The sequence below is a fragment of the Aeromonas sp. QDB18 genome (assembly GCF_027705325.1).
Lineage (GTDB): Bacteria > Pseudomonadota > Gammaproteobacteria > Enterobacterales > Aeromonadaceae > Aeromonas > Aeromonas caviae.
In genome coordinates this window covers 14,138-30,072 of the sequence record NZ_JAPDBQ010000009.1, presented here as the reverse complement: position 1 = coordinate 30,072, position 15,935 = coordinate 14,138, and the positions used below count along the sequence as shown (strand labels likewise).

The following is a 15,935-nucleotide window of genomic DNA, read 5'->3' as shown; positions in this document are numbered from 1 at the left end:
GTCTTGTGAAACTCAGGCAACCTTACCCATCAAGGCTACTTCGATACGATCCCGGCCATTATGCTTGGCCTGATAGAGCGCCGCATCCGCTTTCTGGATAAGCTCGGCAATGGAGTGATGCTGATCCGGCACCAGGGTCGCCACTCCGAAGCTGCAACTGACCCGCCCCGAGACCCGGGATTTGTGGTGGGGAATGCCGAGGGCTCGCAACGAGGTACGCACCTGCTCGGCGATCTGCATGGCCCCCTGCAAGGTGGTGCAAGGCAGCAGCAGGGCGAACTCCTCTCCGCCGTAACGGGCAGCGAGATCGTCTTCCCGCCGCAGCACTTCGGCCAGCAGGCTCGCCACCTGTTGCAGGCACTGGTCCCCCACCTGATGACCATAGTGATCATTGAACTGCTTGAAGTAGTCCACATCCACCAGCACCAGAGAGAGAGGCGCCCTGGCACGGTGGCAGCGACGCCAGGCGCGCGCCAGGGAGTCGTCGAGATGGGCCCGGTTGGCGATGCCGGTCAGACCGTCGAGGCGGGACGTGAGCTTGAGGTGCTCGGAGACCGCCTTCAGCTCGGCCACCAGGTCCGCATTGGAAAAACTGTGGTAGAGAGAGGCCACCTGATCCCGCCGCAGGCGCCGCAGCAGGGTCGGCAGAAAGACGAACAGATACCCCGCCAGCATGCAGGAGACGATACGCTCCTGGGTGTTGCCGCCACTGAGCTCGAACAACATGGCAAACCCGAGGGGCAGCACGGCCCCATAGAGGGTACGACGGCTGCCGAACAGCATGATGGCGCTGCCGGTCAGGATCAGGCTGGAGAGCATCATCATGGCGGCACGATAGGTGTCGGGCAGCTTGTCCATGTAGAGCAGCACGCCCAGTGCCCAGACGATGGAGGTGATGGTCACCCCGACAAAGAGCTCGCGCTCGAGCACCGGCAGCGGAAGCTCCGCCAGCCTAGGCTGGCGCCAGCGCAGATGCCACCAGCGCCCCAGCAACAGCAGCAGGACTAGACCGAGCCAGCCCAGCGACTCGCTGGCCGGCAGGTAATCGTGGAACAGCAGGCTCCAGCTGATCGCCAGCAGCCCCAGGCAAGGCAGGCTGAAGGAGGCATGGGTATAGAGCTGGACCATGATGGCCCGCCGCACCTGATATTTCACACTCTGTGTCAACTGGGTACTCCCTGTACAAGAGCCGCACAGTTTAACACTCCCCTTTCCTGCTCAACAATCAATCGACCGCTATTAAGCTGCCACTCAGCGCGTCCTCTCCCGCACAGGCCCCGACAGACCCTTTTCTACAGGGTCGAATGGCGCAACCCTCCCTCACCCTTTCTCCAGCTCGTCGAGGATGGGGCACTGGGGATTCGCATCTCCGTGACAGCAGCTCACCACCTCCTCGAGGGCGCTGAGCATGGCTTGCAAACCGGCGATGCGGGAGCGCAGATCGACGATTTTCTCCTGGGCCAGCTTCTTCACCTGGGCACTGGTTCTGTGCTCGTCCCGGTAGAGCGCCAGCAGCTCCTGACACTCCTCCAGGTTGAAGCCGGTCTCCCGCGCCCGCTTGACGAAGCGCAGTTCCCGCAGGGCACCGTCGCTGTAACTGCGGTAGCCGTTGTCACTGCGCACCGGCGCAGTGATGAGCCCGATGCTCTCGTAATAGCGGATGGTCTTGGCGGTCAGGCCGGTGGCCTTGGCAACCTTGCTGATGTTCATGGATGACTCCTCTTCGATTCGGATGGGCGCCGGCTGCCCGCTCCGGGTTGCCAGCGCTTCAGTAACAGGGAATTGCTCAGTACGGTGATGCTGCTCAGGGCCATGGCCGCCCCCGCCAGTTCTGGGCTGAGATAGCCCAGGGCCGCCAGCGGAATGCCGATCACATTGAACGCGAAGGCCCAGAACAGGTTCTGCTGTATGGTCCGCCAGGTCGCCGCCGAGATGTCGATGGCATCGGCCACCAGCCGCGGATCAGATCGCATCAGGGTGATGGCGGCGGTCTCCATCGCCACGTCGGACCCCGAGCCCATGGCGATCCCCACGTCCGCCGCGGCCAGCGCCGGGGCATCGTTCACACCGTCCCCCACCATGGCCACCAGCCCGGAGGTCTGCGCCCGCAGCGCCGCGACCTTGTCTACCTTGCCGGCTGGCAGCACGGAGTCAAAGGCCCCGTCCAGCCCCAGCTTGGCGGCGATATGGGCCACCGGCGCCGGCGCATCACCGCTCACCAGCCAGCTGGCGATGCCGCGCTGACGCAGGGTGGCGATGGCATCCGGACTCTCGGGGCGCAGGGTATCAGCCAGCGCCGCAATGCCCGCTACCAAGCCGTCAATGGCCACCCAGACCCGGGTCGCGCCGTCGGCAGGCTGCTTATCCTGCGCGGGCACCTCAATGCCGAGCTGGGCCAGCAAAGAGCCATTGCCGATGGCGACCGTATGACCGGCGACCTGACCGACAATACCGGCACCGACCCGCACCTCCACCGCCTCCGGCTGGGGTAGCAGCACCTCTTTGCCGACCGCCTCGCGCATGGCCAGCGCCAGCGGGTGTTCGCTCGCCTGCTGCAGGGCGGCGGCCAGACGCAGCTGCTCGGCTGTGCCGCTCCAGCTCGCCAGCACGGGCCTGCCCTGAGTGAGCGTACCTGTCTTGTCGAAGATAAGCGCCTTGATGGCGTGGGCCTTCTGCAGGGTATCCACGTCTTTTATCAGAATGCCGTGGCGCGCCGCCACCCCGGTACCGGTGACGATGGCCGCCGGCGTCGCCAGCCCCAGCGCACAGGGACAGGCGATCACCAGCACGGCCACCGCCGCCAGCAGCGCCTGACCGAAGTCGTTACTGATGGCGTACCACACCAGCAGGGTGAACAGGGCGATGGCCATCACCACCGGCACGAACACGGCAGAGACCTTGTCCACCAGCTGTTGCAGCGGCGCCTTGCCCATCTGGGCGTTCTCTACCAGCGCGATGATCTTGCTGAGGCTGGAGTCCTCCCCCACCGTAGTGGCTTCAATTTCCAGCACGCCGGAGCGGTTGATGGCACCGCCCAGCACCTTGTCGCCCGCACTGCGCAGCACCGGCAGGCTCTCACCGGTGAGGATCGACTCGTCCAGCTCGCTCTCGCCGCTCACGATTCTGCCGTCCACCGGCACCCGCTCACCCACCAGTACCCGCAGCCGATCGCCGCGCAGCACCTCGTCGATGGCGACGCTCTGCCAGCGCTCGCCGCGCCAGACGGTGGCGGTTTCCGGCCGCAGCGCCATCAGTTCGCGAATGGCGGACTGGGTACTGCGTCTGGCTCGCGCTTCCAGCATTTTTCCGAGGGAAATCAGGGTAATGATGATGGCACTCGCCTCGAAGTAGAGCTGGCCACTGGCGGCCATCCCCAGGTTGAGCAGCAGATAGAGGCTGTAGAAGTAGGCCGCGCTGGTACCGGTCGCCACCAGCACATCCATGTTGGCGGAGCGATTCTTGATGGCGAGCCAGGCACCGCGATAGAAGCGGGCCCCAATCCAGAACTGCACCGGGGTGGCGAGCACCAGCTCCAGCCAGGCGGGCAGATGCCAGGGCAGCAGACCGGCCATGGCCAGCATCCCCACCAGCAGCGGCAGGGTAAGCAAAGCCGAGACGATGACCCGGGTTTGCGCCTGACGGGCAGTGGCGGCCTCCTGCGCTTCCCGCTCCAGCAACTGCTGGCGGCGGCCGCTGGCCGAGCCTTGTGCCAGCTGGGCGCCGAAGCCGAGGGCCTCGATCTGCTCGCGCAGGCCAGCGGGCGTCTGCATCCCGGGAACCAGCACGATACGAGCCTGCTCGATGGAGAAGTTGACGTCGGCGGAGATGACGCCGGGCAGCGCCGCCAGCATCTTGTTCAGGCGGGCCGAGCAACCGGCACAGGTCATACCGGTGATTTGAAACAGGATGGTCTCACTGCCGTAGTCATAACCCTGCGCCTGGATGCTCTCCAGTACCGCCGGCAGACGGTCGGGGCTGGTCAGCTCGATGGCCGCCTGCTCCAGCGCGAAGTTGACGGTGGCCGATACCCCGTCGAGCTTGTTGAGGGCGGTCGTGATGCGGCCGGCGCAGTTGGCGCAGCTCATGCCGCTGAGCGGCAACTGCAGATGAATGGGTGATTGAAGATGAGTGGTCATGTTGTTCCTCCCAGGAACCCGTCGGCACCACAAAACGCCGACTGGCAAACCCTAACCTTTACTGTAAGGGTAAGCTCAAGCCACATGATCCACTTTTTGCAGATGAAAAAACGGCGCCCGTTTGCTGCCAGAGAACAAACGGGCGCCGCCTTCAACTATTGCGCGGTATGCGCGGCAACTCAGATACCGTACTGGGCGCGGTAAGCCTTCATGGCGGCCAGTTGCGCCGCCAGCTCCGGCTGTTCGGCCTGCTTCTCCTCCAGATACTCGATCAAGTCGCTCATCTGGATGATGGCGATGATGTGGGCACCGTAGTCACGCTCCACTTCCTGAATGGCGGAGAGCTCGCCCTTGCCCTTCTCCTGACGGTCCAGCGCGATCAGCACGCCAGCCAGGGAGGCGCCGTTGGCCTGGATCAGATCCATGGATTCGCGGATGGCGGTGCCGGCAGTGATGACATCGTCCACCAGCATGATGCGCCCCTTGAGCGGGCTGCCCACCAGATTGCCACCCTCGCCGTGATCCTTGGCCTCCTTGCGGTTGAAGCACCAGGGCACGTCCACGTCGTGCTGCTCCACCAGCTGCATCGCGGTGGCGGAGGCGATGGGGATCCCCTTGTAGGCCGGGCCAAACAGCACGTCGAATTCGATGCCGGCATCCATCAGGGCGGCGGCATAGAAGCGGCCGAGACGGGCCAGATCGCGGCCGCTGTTGAACAGACCGGCGTTGAAGAAGTAGGGGCTTTTACGACCGGATTTCAGGGTAAATTCACCGAATTTGAGGACCTGCTTCTCCAGGGCGAACTCGATAAATTGACGCTGGTAGGCTTTCATTCTGGCTCCTTGCTTGGCTTGTCGTTTACTGGTGTGGGGGTATAAAAAAACGCGGTCAATGCCGCGTTTGCAGGATCTGTTGACGCTTCGTCACAGCCGCGACGGAGTCGGTTTTTGCGCAGAACTAGGCATGAGATGCGAAGTTTGGTAATCCAAACGAGGCATCGAATAACGACGTTATGCACAAAAACAGACCCGTCCCTACGGGTTGCGTGGCAAAGGATGCCATGCGTTGTTGCAGGACTTGCCAAGGGAATAACCATTGGCGGCATCCTGCGCCTAGCCTGGCATCCTTTGACACTGCAACGCGACTTGTGCCGAAGCATCAACAGGTCCTGGTATCAGGAAAGTGACTGCTTCTGCAGCGCAATAATGTCGGCAATACCGCCCTTGGCGAGGGCCAGCATCTCCAGCAGCTCCTCGTGGGTGAAGGGTTCGGCCTCCGCGGTGCCCTGCACCTCGATGATGCGACCATCTTCGGTCATCACCACGTTCATGTCAGTCTCGGCGGCGGAGTCTTCGATGTACTCCAGATCGCAGATGGCCTCCCCTTCGAACATACCGACGGAGACGGCGGCGATCATCTGTTTGAGCGGGCTCTGCTTGAGCATGCCCTTCTCGACCATCCAGTTCAGCGCATCCACCAGCGCCACGCAGGCACCTGTGATGGCGGCGGTGCGGGTGCCGCCGTCGGCCTGCAGCACGTCGCAGTCAACGGTAATGGAGTGCTCGCCCAGCGCGGTCAGGTCTACCGCAGCGCGCAGGGAGCGGGCGATCAGGCGGGAGATCTCCAGGGTGCGGCCACTCTGCTTGCCGGAGGCGGCTTCACGGTTCATCCGGGAATGGGTGGAGCGCGGCAGCATGCCGTATTCGGCGGTGACCCAGCCCTGCCCCTTGCCTTTCAGGAAGCGCGGCACGCTGGTGTCGACGCTGGCGGTGCACAGCACACGGGTGTGGCCGAATTCCACCAGCACGGACCCTTCAGCATGCTTGGTGAAGTGGCGGGTGATGGTTACCGGACGCACCTGGGCGGCGCTGCGATCGCTGGGACGGGACATGGGACTGACCTCTGGGCTGGCTGAATTGGCGCAGGAGTATAAGCGATTGCTACTCAAATATCAGCCGCTAAAACCACCTCGTCGGCTGACGGGGCAGGCCTGGCTGAGTATACTGGCCGCACACTTCATCAAGCCCGGAATAATCAATGATTCACAGCATGACCGCCTACGCCCGCAAGGAACTCAAGGGCGACTGGGGCACAGCCGTTTGGGAAATTCGTTCGGTCAACCAGCGCTATCTGGAGACCTACATTCGCCTGCCGGAGCAGCTGCGCAGCCTGGAGCCGGTGCTGCGTGAGCGTTTCCGGGCCAAGCTGCAGCGGGGCAAGGTGGAGTGCAACCTGCGCTTCGAGGCCGCCCAGGCCGCCGCCAGCCAGCTCCACATCAATGAAGAGCTGGCCAGGCTCATCATCGACAGCGCCAACTGGGTGATGAAGGAAGCGGGTCAGGGCCAGCTCAACCCGGTGGACGTGCTGCGCTGGCCGGGTGTCATGGCCGCCGCCGAGCAGGACATGGACGTGGTCGCCACCGAGCTGATGGCCGGCTTCGACCTGACCATGGATGACTTCCTCGCCTCCCGCGCCAGCGAAGGGGCCAACCTCAAGGCACTGATCGAGCAGCGTCTGGCCGGTATCCAGGTGGAAGTGAAGAAGGTGCGCGAGCACCTGCCGCAGATCATCGAGTGGCAGCGCCAGAAGCTCACCGACCGGCTGGCCGAAGCCAAGGTGGAGCTGGATCCGGCCCGCATCGAGCAGGAGATCGTGCTGCTGGCCCAGAAGATCGACGTGGCCGAGGAGCTGGATCGCCTGGAGATGCACATCGGCGAAACCACCAAGATCATGAAGAAGGGGGGCGCCTGCGGCCGCCGTCTGGACTTCATGATGCAGGAGTTCAACCGCGAGTCGAACACTCTGGGTTCCAAGTCCATCAACGCCGAGGTGACCCAGTCCGCCGTCGAGTTGAAGGTGCTCATCGAGCAGATGCGCGAACAGATCCAGAACATCGAGTGATCCCTCTCCTCGATGCACAGCCCCCGCCATGCGGGCAATGCTGTTCACTTAAGAGAATTTGAGTTCCAGTCCACGTAGTATCAGGGCTAAAAAATGAGGGAGGCATGATGCCTCCCTCTTTCTATTGCAAGCCACGCTGGATAAAGGCTGAAGGAACATCGACTGGAAACAGCCTTGCTCCCCCAACTCAAGTCGCATTTATGAATAATTAGTCAAAAATGTGCTTATCTGAACAGCATTGCCGCCATGCGGGGGCTTTTTTATGTCCGCTTCACACTGAGAACAGCGCCCTGGCTGATGGCAACCCTAGGCGAAGACAGCCTGGCCTTCGCAGCAGAGAGGGCCTGCCATGCAGACCATCTCGTTTTTCCGAACCACTTAGGTTTGTCGCCCGTTCAGGCTAGACCGGTGACTTCAACTTGCGGCTGCGCAGCAGCAGGGGAAGCTGGTAGAGCACCAGGGCGCCGAGCACCAGGCCCACGCCGGCCAGCTTGGCGCCGCCCAGCGGCTCGTCATAGAAGAGGGTGCTCAGGATCAGGGTCCAGACCGGTTCGAGCAGCATCAGCAGGGCGGCGTGGGCCGTAGTCATCCCACTCAGGGCATGGGTCAGCAGCCAGTAGCGCAAGGTGGTGGCGATCAGGACGCTGGCGGCAAACCAGCCCCAGATGCCGTGGCTGATGTCGACGGGCCACTGCTCGGTCAGCAGGGAGAGCAGGGTGCCAAGCAGCCCGGTCACCGCCAGCTGGATGCAGGTGAGCCAGGTGGGGGGAATGGACTGGGCGAAGTGGCGGTGCACCGCGAGCTGGACCCCCAGTGTGGCGGCTGCCGCCAGAAACCAGAACAGGGAGAGCGACACGCCCCAGTGGGTGCTGCTGGAGAGCAGCAGCAGGCCGGCGACGGCGAGCGGCAGGGTGAGCCAGTAGTGGCGGCCGGGTCTGGCCTTGAAGGCGGCCCAGGCGGCGAGCGGCGCCATCAGGGTGGCCACGCTCATGATGAAGGCGCCGCTGCCGAGCGCATCACTCTGGCTGATGGCGGTGACCCAGAACAGCAGGCTGGCCCCGAGCAGGGTGCCGCACCCGGCGGCCCGCAGCAGCTGCGAGCGGCTGGGCGGCGGCTCCCGCAACCAGGCGAGCGGCAAGAGCAGCAGGGCGGCCAGCAGGAAGCGGCTGCCGATAAAGGCGGCGGTGGGCAATTCGCGGATAGCCTCTTTCGAGAAGAGCCAGCCGGCGGCGGCCAGCAGGGTGACCAGTATCATCAGCAGCAGGGGAGCGCGGTTCATCGGAGCATCACAGGGTCAGGGGCAAAGGGAAGAGCATAAAGAAAAGGGACGCGGATTGTCTCCCGGGGTTTGGCAGACATGCTGGCGGGCGGCCACCACGCCGCCCCGCCTCAGTCGTCACTTTCCAGGCTGGCAAGGCAATGGGAGAGGGTGCGCGCCAGCGCCCCCTGATTGCGCAGCACCACGGCGCGGGCCTGCTCCCCCATCTCGCGGCGGGCAGGGGCATCGCCGAGCAGGGTGCTCACCCGGTGGCCGAGCGCCTCGGCGTCCGCCACCACGGCCGCGCCACCCTGGGCCACCAGCTGGCGGGTGATGTCGCTGAAGTTGAAATAGACGGGGCCGGTCAGGCAGGGTTTGCCCAGCGCCGCCGGTTCCAGCAGGTTGTGACCGCCCACGGGCACCAGGCTGCCACCGACAAAGGCGAGATCCGCCGCCGCCAGCATCAGCGGCAGCTCGCCCATGGTGTCACCCAGGTAGATCTTGTCGCTCTCGCCGACCGCACTGCCCGCCGTGCGCCGCACGCAACCGTAGGGGGCACACAGTTCGGCCACCCGATCGAAACGCTCGGGATGGCGCGGCACCAGGATCAGCAGGGCGGAGGGATGGGCCTTGAGCACCCGATCAAAGGCAGCCAGCACCTGCTCGTCTTCCCCCTGGTGGGTACTGGCGGCGATCCAGACAGGTCGTGCCTCCCCCAGTTGCTGGCGCAGGGCACGGCCCCTGGCCTGCACCTCGTCGCCAAACTGGATGTCGAACTTGATGGATCCGGTCACCGCCAGCCGGTTGCGCGCTATGCCCAGCCGATGGAAGCGATCCGCATCGTCCTGATGCTGGCAGAGCAGGTGGGTCAATGGGCGGCTCAAGGCATCGAAGGCACCCTGGAAGCGACCATAGCGCTGACAGGATCGCTCCGAGAGGCGGGCATTGAGGATGGTCACCGGCAGGTGGCGTGCCTCGCAGGCCGCCAGCCAGTTCGGCCACAGCTCTGTCTCCATCACCCAGAGGGCGCGGGGCTTGACGGTGCTCAGAAACGCCGAGACGGCCCAGGGATAGTCGAGAGGCGCATAGCGGTGCACCACCAGATCCCCGAGCTTGGCCGCCTGTTCAGCGCCGGTGCGGGTGGTGGTGGTGAGCAGGATGGGCAGCTCGGGGCGCTCGGCCTTGAGGGCGCGGATGAAGGGGGTGATGGCCAGGGTCTCTCCCACGCTCACCGCATGGATCCAGAGGGGAGACTCCTGTCCGGTCGGCGGCAATCGTCCCAGATGCTCGGCCCAGCGCGCCCCGAAGCCGGGCTTGCCTTTTTTGGGCTTGTAGAGCGCCAGCAACGCCAGGGGCAACCCCAGGTGAATCAGCAGGTTGTAGAGCAACCGGTAGATCATGCTAGCTATTACCTGGTTCAGCAGCGGAGGATTCCACCGGCTGCAGCACTATGGTCAGATCTGCCGTTTCCCCACGCTCCAGCCGATTTCCCGCCTCGATGACCTGTTCCGGCATCAGCTCGATCAGGCACTTGAGGTGGCCGAACTTGCAGGTGCGCTTGAAGCAGGGGCGGCACTCGATGTCGGTGTGGACGATCTCGACCCTGTCCGCCAGCGGTGGGGTATAGAGGGGCGAGGTGGAGCCGTAGACGCCGATCAGCGGCCGGTTGAGGGCGGCCGCCACGTGCATCAGGCCCGAGTCGTTGGCGATGACCCGACCGGCCAGCGCCATCAGGTCGATCGCCTCGTGCAGGCTGGTCTTGCCCGCCAGCACGTGGCAGTTGGGGCGCGACAGGGGGTTGATCCGATCGCGGATGGTGTTGGCCACGTCCACGTCCTTGCCCGAACCGAAGATCCACACCTGCCATCCCTCGTCGAGGTGCTTTTGCGCCACCACGGCGTAGTGCCCTTCCGGCCAACGTTTGGCCGGGCCGAACTCGGCCCCCGGACAGAGTACCAGCACGGGGCGGGCACGATTCAGGCCGAGCCGCTCCAGCGCCTTGCCCTGGTTGATGAGATCCACGTGCAGGGAGGGATGGGGAATAGCGGGAATGTCGTCCCGACTCTTCATCTGCCCCTTGGGGTAGGCCAGAGCCACATAGCCTTCCACCATCAGCGGGAAGGCCTGCTTGTTGCTGCGCATGTCGTTGAGCAGACCGAAGCGGTGCTCCCCCTTCCAGCCGGTGCGCACCGGGATCCTGGCAAACCAGGGGATGAGGGCCGACTTCATGGAGTTGGGCTGGATGATGGCCTGATCGTACTGCTCCGTGGCCAACTGCTTGCCAAGGCGGCGGCGTGCCCCCAGCTTGAAGTCACCGTGGCCAAGCGGCATGGGGATGGTCTTGTCCACCTCGGGCATGCGCTCCAGCAGCGCAACGCACCAGGCCGGCGCCATCACATGGAGCTCGCTGCCCGGGTGGTTGCTCTTGAGCGCCTTGTAGAGGCTCTGGGACATCACCATGTCGCCGACCCAGGAGGGGCCGATCACCAATATCTTCATCGCGCGTCTTCTCTCGGGACTGGCCCGGCTGTTGATCGTTACTGGGCGAGATTATGCCCCAAGAAAGGCCGAAGAAATAACAGAAGATACCCGTCTGCTCCCGCAAACCGCCTCCCTGGCAGGATCTGCTCCCCCGCGCATCCCTCCTGAGGCCCTCTTCGACCCGGACACGGCGTGCCCTGGGCCACCGACTGCCGGGTAGCAGAGATCCCCCTTCCCCCGCATTCAAAAGCGGGCCCACCGGGCCCTCGGGTCATGCCCCGCGCGGGGTTTTAGGCTAGAATGGGCGCCAATCCGAGCATGACCCGCCCGCCGGGCACCAACAAGAGTCCCTTGCCTGTGAAAAAACCGACCCTGGCGGCCGTCCTGATCGTCAAGAACGAAGCCGACAACCTCCGTGCCTGCCTCGCCTCCCTCGAAGGCCTGGCGGATGAAATCGTCATTCTCGACTCCGGCAGTCAGGATGACACCCCGGCCATCGCCGCCGAATTTGGCGCCCGCTTCTTCGTCAACACCACCTGGCCCGGTTTCGGCCGTCAGCGCCGCCTCGCCCAGTCCCATGTCCAGTCGGAGTGGGTGCTGTGGCTGGACGCGGACGAGCGGCTCACCCCCGAACTCAGGGAAGCCATCCAGGGGGTCATGGCCAACCCGGCCAGCGACACTATCTACTCCATCCCGCGCCTCTCCTGGGTGTTCGGTCGCTTCATCCGCCACAGCGGCTGGTACCCGGATCGGGTGCTGCGCCTCTACCCCAAGGCGCTGACCGGCTACAACGAGGCGCTGGTACACGAGAAGGTGGAGGTGCGCGCCAACATGAAGATCGTCAACCTGCAGGGCGACCTCCTCCACTACACCTACCGGGATCTGGAACACTACCTGGTCAAATCCGCCGGCTACGCCCGCGCCTGGGCCGATCAGCGTACCGCCCGCGGCAAGAAGGGATCCCTCGGCCAGGGGCTGGTCCACGCCGTCGGCTGCTTCCTCAAGATGTACCTGCTCAAGGCCGGTTTCCTCGACGGCAAGCAGGGCCTGCTGCTGGCCATCCTCTCCGCCCACTCCACCTTCGTCAAATACGCCGATCTCTGGGTTCGACAGCAGCCCCAGCAGCCGAAATAGGGCATCGCGCCTCAAACATCCCATTAATCACTCACCCCTTGTTCCAGCGGAACAAGGGGCAAACCCCATTGCCATGGAGCGGGCGCAGCCCTCGCGGGGCCGCTCACGGCGCAAACCCGGGCGCCACGGACGAAAACTGGCCGCTATAAGCCGAATGCATGAATATTGGCAACATGACCCGACTCCGGCTTATACCGACAGGTTTCCCCTGCCCGGAGCCCGGGCAGGCCCGTAAAGGGGCTGTCGGGAGCCACGCCCGGTCGGCCGGTCTGCCAGCAGGGCGCAACCCCATACAAGACAGGGCCCCGCGGGGCCCTGTCTGTATGTTCTGTGTGCGCTCTCAGCGCTCGGCGCGCCAGAAGGGCGGCGCCCAGCGGGCGATCTCTGCCGCCATGGCCTTGGGATCGAGCTGGCTCATGTCCTCCGGGTGGTCGCTGTCTTCCGGCGGGCTGAAGGGCAGATGGCGCCCCTCGCCGTTGAGCGGCCGCCAGCGCAGCGGCGTCGCCGAACGGTGTGCCGGGAAGAAGCCGACGGTCGGCACGTCCATGGCCGCGGCGATGTGCAGGGGCCCCGTGCTGCCCGCAACGAACAGGGCGGCGTTGGCCATCACCTGGCAGAACTTCGGCAGCCCCTCGTCGGAGCGATAGATCCAGCCGTTGCCCCCATGGGCCAGCAGTTCCGCCGCCAACTGCTCCGCCTTCCCCTCCTCCCCCGGGCCTGCCGTCAGCACGCACTGCAACTCGGGACAGGCCTGGTTGAGCTTGATGATGAGGCGCGAGTACTGCTCGATGGAGAGGTTGTTGGCCGAGCCACCGCTGCCCGCATGCACCATCAGCCAGGGGCGGCTGGCGTCGAGCCTGAGACGGGCGGCGACCTGCTCGCGCACCTGCAGCAGGCTCTCTGGGTCGAAGTCGAGGTAGGGGCCCTGTGGCTCCACCACGGTCTGATGCTGATCGGCGAGGAAGCGGCGCACCAGATCCAGGTTGTATTCGTACTCCGGCTTCTGGGAGCGGGAGCGGCGCTGCACCAGGCGCTGGTTGTAGAGCACCTGGGCCAGCTTGGTGGCGGGGGCCAGCCGGTAGGGAATGTGCGCCTTCCACACCAGCTTGGCATTGCGGGTGTTGGAGAAGAGGCAGATGGAGGCATCGAAGGCGGCCGCCTTGATGCGCGCCAGCAGGGCGCGTTGCTGCTCCTTGTCGGCCCGGGCACCCGGATCCAGGATGATCTCGTCGATCCATGGGCAGAGGCGGGCCAAGGGCGCCGTGTAGGCGGGAACCAGGGCAGTCACATGACACTCCATGGAGCGCTTGAGCATGGCAAAGCTCGGCCACGCCAGCATGAAGTCACCAATCTTGTCATTGCGGACTACCAGAATACGTTTCATAAAAAATCCCTATGCTCCCTGTCACCAGCGAAGGAGGCTTGATGCGCGATGCGGGTATTCTTGCCTGATGCAGGGCGATTCTCAAGCGAAGACGCCACGGGGCTCCGATTTGTGCGACCCCAGCCGCCGATCAGCGCCAGAAATCCGCGCCATCCCGGTCGCGACAAACCGGCAACAGCCCCTATAATGCGACCAGTTTTCCGGTTTCAGGAATCAGCAGCATGACCAACAAGGTAATCTATCCCGGCACCTTCGACCCCATCACCAACGGCCATACCGATCTCATTGGCCGCGCCGCCAGACTGTTCGACGAAGTGGTGGTCGGGGTGGCCAACAGCCCGAGCAAACGGCCGCTGTTCGATCTCGAGGAGCGCGTTCAGCTGGCCCGGCAGGTGACGGCTCACCTGCCCAACGTCAAGGTGGTGGGCTTCTCCGGCCTGCTGGTGGATTTTGCCAGGGAGCAGCAGGCCAACGTGCTGATCCGCGGCCTGCGCGCCGTCTCCGACTTCGAATACGAGTTCCAGCTCGCCAACATGAACCGCCGCCTGATGCCGGAGCTGGAGAGCGTCTTCCTCACCCCGGCCGAGGAGAACTCCTTCATTTCCTCCACCCTGGTGAAGGAGGTGGCGCTGCACGGTGGCGACATCCACCAGTTCGTCGACCCCCTGGTGGCTCAGGCCATTGCCGCCAAGCAGCAGCGCTAATCCCCTCCCCTGATGGGCCGAAACGAACAAGGGCTACCCGCGGGTAGCCCTTGTTGCATCAACGCACTGCACGCCTAGCCGTGGGCAAACTGCTGGCGGATCGCCCGCTCCAGCCCGTCCAGCCACTCGTAGCGACGCCGGTACATGGCCCGCTTCTTGGCGGCCACCTCCTCCAGCGGCTTGCGCACCACGGGTTGCAGCCGCACGAAGTTGGCGTCCTGATCGAGGGCGCCAAACTCCTGCCACAGCTCGTCGTAGTCCGCCTGCAGGCAGGCTTTCTTCTTCTTGCTGTACCGTCTTGCCTGGAAGATGTGGGCCTTCATGCGCACCGCACAGACCCGGTGGGCCCCCATGGCCCCGGCCAGCGCCATCACCAGCATCACCACCAGCGACTTGGGTCTCAGACCCTGACCCGCCCGGGTCAATGCCCGCACCTGCTCCTGGGGCTGCTCGACACAGGGCTCCGGCCCCTGCACCGACCCGATCACCAGGGCCAGCTCCTGTTCGCTGCCCGCCAGGGAGAAGGCACAGCTGTAGAGTCGCTCCCCCCGCGCGTTGACGATGGAGAGCGCCAGCTCCGCCTCCCGGCGGAAGGTGCCGTCGTGACGCAGCACGATGCGCCAGCCGCCATCGGGATAATGGCCCAGCACTATCCCCTCCCCCAGATAGAGCGGGTCGATGAGCTCGGGGTACAGGCCCAGCAGCAGGCGGTAGTGATCCTCCACCATCTTGACCCGCTGGTTCACCGTCGAGCAGGCGAAGCGATAGGGGCGCATCGGCTTGTCGAGCAGCTCGGGGTGGCGGGCGGGAAGCGCCCGCAGGGGGGCGCTCTGGAACAGCTCGAATACCCGGTTCAACTGCGCACGGTAGAGCAGACTGCGCAGCAAAAACTTGCCGCGATTGAAGGTCTTGCGGGCGCTGTCTTCGGGATAGAGGAAGCGGGCCATATCGTGGGCACAATAGTGTCCCTGCCGGGATAACTGTTCCCAGTCTATTGATTTAGCTGTCATTTTATTACCTCGCAGCCTGAACTGGCGAGATAGTAGTCATGGGCTGACGCCGCATCAACAGACCGGAAATACTCTCTTACAACTTGGCTGATCCCGGCTCAAAAATCCCTCTTTCAGCGTTGGCAGTGGGAGCAGAACACCGTGGTTCGCTGGCCCATCTTCACCTCGGTGAGCAGGGTATGGCAGTGGAAACAGGGCTGCCCCCCGCGGCCATAGACCTGCAACTGCTGGACGAAATAGCCCGGCTTGCCGTCGGCGCTGGTGAAATCCTTGAGGGTGGTGCCCCCCTGGCGAATGGCTTCGGCCAGCACCCGTTTGATCTCGCTCACCAGGGTGCCCAGCCGCTCGGCGCTGATGTTGCCCGCCGCCCGCCTGGGATGAATGCCGGCGGCATAGAGCGCCTCGTTGGCGTAGATGTTGCCCACCCCGACCACCACGTGGTTGTCCATCAGGAACTGCTTGATGGCGGTGCTGCGCCCCTTCGCCCTCTCCCGCAGGTAATCGGCATGGAAGGCATCGGTGAGGGGTTCCGGCCCCAGCTTGACGAGCAGGGCATGGGCCTCGGCCGGTTCGCGGGTCCACAGCAGGGCGCCAAAACGGCGCGGATCGTTGAGCCGCAGCAGCTTGCCGTTGGCCAGCTCGATATCCACGTGATCGTGCTTCTCGGCCGGGGTGCCGATGTCCAGCACCCGCAGGCTGCCGGACATCCCGAGATGCAGGATGGCGGTGCCGAAGTCGGTCTCCAGCAACAGGTATTTGGCGCGGCGGCTGACCCGGTGTATGACGAGATCCACCAGCTCCTGGATCTCGCCGGGCACGGGCCAGCGCAAGCGGCCGTCCCGCACCACCACGCGGGTCACCTTGATGCCGGTAAGCCAGGGGGAGATGCCCTGGCGGCTGACTTCGACTTCCGGTAATTCAGGCATG

The 15,935-nt window shown here is 64.6% G+C and carries 14 protein-coding genes; 3 read left to right on the top strand and 11 right to left on the bottom strand.

Annotated features, from left to right (window positions below):
• Window positions 1–12: 12 nt before the first annotated feature.
• The 5 genes from OKC30_RS03170 to rph all read right to left on the bottom strand — a co-directional run bounded on the left by OKC30_RS03170 (window position 13) and on the right by rph (window position 6,027).
• Window positions 13–1,167: a GGDEF domain-containing protein gene (locus OKC30_RS03170; protein ID WP_039039690.1), complete on the bottom strand. Its 1,155-nt coding sequence runs from the start codon at window positions 1,165–1,167 to the stop codon at window positions 13–15.
• Window positions 1,168–1,320: 153 nt separating this feature from the next.
• Entirely contained in the window at window positions 1,321–1,710 is a 390-nt protein-coding gene (gene cueR / locus OKC30_RS03165; protein WP_160836778.1) for a Cu(I)-responsive transcriptional regulator, read from the bottom strand.
• A complete protein-coding gene (locus OKC30_RS03160) occupies window positions 1,707–4,136 on the bottom strand; it encodes a heavy metal translocating P-type ATPase (RefSeq protein ID WP_270661575.1) in 2,430 nt (809 codons plus the stop codon). Before OKC30_RS03160 ends, cueR begins: the two co-directional genes overlap by 4 nt.
• A gap of 179 nt (window positions 4,137–4,315) precedes the next feature.
• Complete coding sequence (gene pyrE, locus OKC30_RS03155) at window positions 4,316–4,969, bottom strand: orotate phosphoribosyltransferase (RefSeq protein WP_160836782.1); 654 nt, start codon at window positions 4,967–4,969, stop codon at window positions 4,316–4,318.
• Window positions 4,970–5,310: 341 nt separating this feature from the next.
• A complete protein-coding gene (gene rph, locus OKC30_RS03150; RefSeq protein ID WP_160836784.1) occupies window positions 5,311–6,027 on the bottom strand; it encodes a ribonuclease PH in 717 nt (238 codons plus the stop codon).
• Window positions 6,028–6,173: 146 nt separating this feature from the next.
• Here rph and OKC30_RS03145 point away from each other — a divergent pair, with 146 nt between their 5' ends.
• Window positions 6,174–7,037 (top strand): YicC/YloC family endoribonuclease, encoded by an 864-nt coding sequence (locus tag OKC30_RS03145; protein WP_160836786.1) that lies wholly within the window; start codon window positions 6,174–6,176, stop codon window positions 7,035–7,037.
• Between the two features lie 400 nt (window positions 7,038–7,437).
• Here OKC30_RS03145 and OKC30_RS03140 read toward each other — a convergent pair whose 3' ends face one another.
• From OKC30_RS03140 to waaF, 3 genes are all read right to left on the bottom strand, one after another.
• On the bottom strand, window positions 7,438–8,316 hold the full coding sequence (locus tag OKC30_RS03140) for a DMT family transporter (protein WP_160838220.1): 879 nt from the start codon (window positions 8,314–8,316) through the stop codon (window positions 7,438–7,440).
• 110 nt (window positions 8,317–8,426) lie between these two features.
• Complete coding sequence (waaA, locus tag OKC30_RS03135) at window positions 8,427–9,695, bottom strand: lipid IV(A) 3-deoxy-D-manno-octulosonic acid transferase (RefSeq protein WP_160838222.1); 1,269 nt, start codon at window positions 9,693–9,695, stop codon at window positions 8,427–8,429.
• A 1-nt stretch (window position 9,696) separates the two neighbouring features.
• Window positions 9,697–10,794 (bottom strand): lipopolysaccharide heptosyltransferase II, encoded by a 1,098-nt coding sequence (gene waaF, locus OKC30_RS03130; protein ID WP_160838224.1) that lies wholly within the window; start codon window positions 10,792–10,794, stop codon window positions 9,697–9,699.
• A 339-nt stretch (window positions 10,795–11,133) separates the two neighbouring features.
• Here waaF and OKC30_RS03125 point away from each other — a divergent pair, with 339 nt between their 5' ends.
• Window positions 11,134–11,910 carry a glycosyltransferase family 2 protein gene (locus OKC30_RS03125; protein ID WP_010676108.1) on the top strand — a complete coding sequence of 259 codons (777 nt, stop codon included), beginning with the start codon at window positions 11,134–11,136 and terminating at the stop codon, window positions 11,908–11,910.
• A gap of 340 nt (window positions 11,911–12,250) precedes the next feature.
• Here the strand turns inward: OKC30_RS03125 and OKC30_RS03120 are convergent, their stop codons facing one another.
• On the bottom strand, window positions 12,251–13,294 hold the full coding sequence (locus OKC30_RS03120; protein WP_041214218.1) for a glycosyltransferase family 9 protein: 1,044 nt from the start codon (window positions 13,292–13,294) through the stop codon (window positions 12,251–12,253).
• 221 nt (window positions 13,295–13,515) lie between these two features.
• On the opposite strand from OKC30_RS03120, the gene coaD reads away from it, so the two are divergent.
• A complete protein-coding gene (gene coaD, locus OKC30_RS03115) occupies window positions 13,516–13,998 on the top strand; it encodes a pantetheine-phosphate adenylyltransferase (protein WP_045522755.1) in 483 nt (160 codons plus the stop codon).
• 74 nt (window positions 13,999–14,072) lie between these two features.
• Here coaD and OKC30_RS03110 read toward each other — a convergent pair whose 3' ends face one another.
• On the bottom strand, window positions 14,073–14,945 hold the full coding sequence (locus OKC30_RS03110) for a VirK/YbjX family protein (protein ID WP_160838236.1): 873 nt from the start codon (window positions 14,943–14,945) through the stop codon (window positions 14,073–14,075).
• A 176-nt stretch (window positions 14,946–15,121) separates the two neighbouring features.
• Window positions 15,122–15,934 (bottom strand): bifunctional DNA-formamidopyrimidine glycosylase/DNA-(apurinic or apyrimidinic site) lyase, encoded by an 813-nt coding sequence (gene mutM, locus OKC30_RS03105; RefSeq protein ID WP_160838226.1) that lies wholly within the window; start codon window positions 15,932–15,934, stop codon window positions 15,122–15,124.
• Window position 15,935: the final 1 nt, after the last annotated feature.

Bases quoted from the DNA above. Each gene is read 5' to 3' on its own strand.
- cueR (WP_160836778.1), bottom strand. From the start codon at position 1,710: ATGAACATCAGCAAGGTTGCCAAGGCCACCGGCCTGACCGCCAAGACC.
- OKC30_RS03160 (WP_270661575.1), bottom strand. From the start codon at position 4,136: ATGACCACTCATCTTCAATCACCCATTCATCTGCAGTTGCCGCTCAGC.
- pyrE (WP_160836782.1), bottom strand. From the start codon at position 4,969: ATGAAAGCCTACCAGCGTCAATTTATCGAGTTCGCCCTGGAGAAGCAG.
- rph (WP_160836784.1), bottom strand. From the start codon at position 6,027: ATGTCCCGTCCCAGCGATCGCAGCGCCGCCCAGGTGCGTCCGGTAACC.
- OKC30_RS03145 (WP_160836786.1), top strand. From the start codon at position 6,174: ATGATTCACAGCATGACCGCCTACGCCCGCAAGGAACTCAAGGGCGAC.
- OKC30_RS03140 (WP_160838220.1), bottom strand. From the start codon at position 8,316: ATGAACCGCGCTCCCCTGCTGCTGATGATACTGGTCACCCTGCTGGCC.
- waaA (WP_160838222.1), bottom strand. From the start codon at position 9,695: ATGATCTACCGGTTGCTCTACAACCTGCTGATTCACCTGGGGTTGCCC.
- waaF (WP_160838224.1), bottom strand. From the start codon at position 10,794: ATGAAGATATTGGTGATCGGCCCCTCCTGGGTCGGCGACATGGTGATG.
- OKC30_RS03120 (WP_041214218.1), bottom strand. From the start codon at position 13,294: ATGAAACGTATTCTGGTAGTCCGCAATGACAAGATTGGTGACTTCATG.
- coaD (WP_045522755.1), top strand. From the start codon at position 13,516: ATGACCAACAAGGTAATCTATCCCGGCACCTTCGACCCCATCACCAAC.
- OKC30_RS03110 (WP_160838236.1), bottom strand. From the start codon at position 14,945: ATGGCCCGCTTCCTCTATCCCGAAGACAGCGCCCGCAAGACCTTCAAT.
- mutM (WP_160838226.1), bottom strand. From the start codon at position 15,934: ATGCCTGAATTACCGGAAGTCGAAGTCAGCCGCCAGGGCATCTCCCCC.